We start from the raw sequence: 1,625 nt of genomic DNA, 5'->3' as shown, positions 1-1,625 counted from the left end.
GTAGGAGGGGCCGCCTCGTCTTCGACGCCGCGCTGTCGCGCAGCAAACTGAGGGAGCTAGAGTTGAAGAGCGTGCGCGGGGCAGAGACCGTCATTAGCACTGGTGTGACAGCACCCGAGTAGGAGAGTGGTCCGCACGGTATCGGCGTGGAGTCGTTGAAGGCACGGCATGCCGTGACCTCGTATAAGAGAGTGAACCCTTTCGCCACCGTGTACCCCGCGCACGCTTTTCCATCCTGCGAGGAATTGGCATGGCGCGCAAGAACCAAAAACGCTTCGAGATTATCCACCACGACTGCGCTGGTATCGATGTTGGCAGTCGTGAGCATTGGGTCGCGGTCAATCCCGGGCGCGGCGATAACCCGGTTCGCAAGTTTTCGACCTTCACCGATGACCTGATCGCGTTAGCCGACTGGCTCGCGTCATTGAAGATCAAGGTCGTGGCCATGGAGGCCACCGGCGTCTACTGGATCCCCCTTTTCGAAGTGCTGGACGCGCGGGGATTTGAGGTTTATCTGGTCAACTCCCGTGCAACCCGGCAGACCTCTGGCCGCAAATCCGATGTCCTCGATTGCCAATGGATCTGGCAACTCATGACGCACGGCCTGTTGAGCGGGGCTTTTCGCCCTTCGGATGAGATTTGCTCGATGCGTTCCCTGGTGCGCCAACGGGCCAATAAAGTCTGCGATCAGGCCAAGTCCATCAATCGGATGCAAAAAGCCCTGAGCCAGATGAACATTCATTTGGCCAACGTCATCAGTGACATTACCGGTGTGACCGGCATGAAAATTCTTAACGCGATCAACCAGGGCGAGCGCGACCCGCTGGTTCTCGCCGCGTTGCGAGATCGGCGCATCAAGGCGGACCAGGCCACCATCGCTCGCAGTCTGCATGGTAATTGGCGTGCCGAACACCTCCACGCGCTGAGCCAGGAGTTAGCCTGCCATGACTTCCTGGAAACGCAGATCGCCGACTGCGACAAGGCCATCGCGCAAGCGCTTGAACGGCTACCCAGGCTCCAGGAAGCGGTGCCGGTTGCCGGCAAAGTGCTGCGAAGTCCTCATCGTTCGGCTGCGCAGCAGAGCGCCTTGCATCAAGCCTTGGGCCAAGTGATGGGCGTGGACTTGACCGCCATCCCGACGATCGGCGTGGATACGGCACTGGTTCTGGCCAGCGAATTGGGGCCTGATTTGTCGCGTTTCCCGACCTCTCAACACTTTTGTTCCTGGCTCGGTGTGGCGCCGCCGACCCGCATATCGGGAGGAAAAGCGCTTCCCGGCAAACCCCCCAAGGTAATCAATCGGGCGTCCCAGGCTCTTAAGCAATCAGCCTCCAATGCCCGCAACGACAAAAGCTTTATCGGTGCCAGCCACCGGGCCCGTTTAACCCGGATGGACACCGGCTGCGCGATCAAGGCGACCGCGCACCAACTGGCGCGACTGATCTACGCCATGCTGACCAAGGGCCAGCCCTATGTAGAAAAGGGTATCGAAGCTTTTGAAGCGAAAAGCCGCAGCCGACAGTTACGCGCCTTGGAACACAAGGCGCGCAAGCTGGGCATGCAGTTGGTGATGGCTGGATAATTTTTAGAGCAAAAACAATGGGTTATTTTTTGTTTGATAAGAG

1 protein-coding gene is annotated in these 1,625 nt (G+C 58.7%); it reads left to right on the top strand.

What is annotated here, in order from left to right; genetic code table 11:
- The first annotated feature begins 250 nt into the window (after positions 1-250).
- Positions 251-1,582, top strand: a complete 1,332-nt coding sequence (locus C8K63_RS29970) for an IS110 family transposase (RefSeq protein ID WP_108219970.1) — start codon at positions 251-253, stop codon at positions 1,580-1,582.
- Positions 1,583-1,625 lie beyond the last annotated feature (43 nt).

This window comes from Pseudomonas sp. GV085 (genome assembly GCF_003050925.1).
Classification (GTDB): Bacteria; Pseudomonadota; Gammaproteobacteria; order Pseudomonadales; family Pseudomonadaceae; genus Aquipseudomonas.
This window is presented reverse-complemented; position numbering and strand designations above follow the sequence as displayed.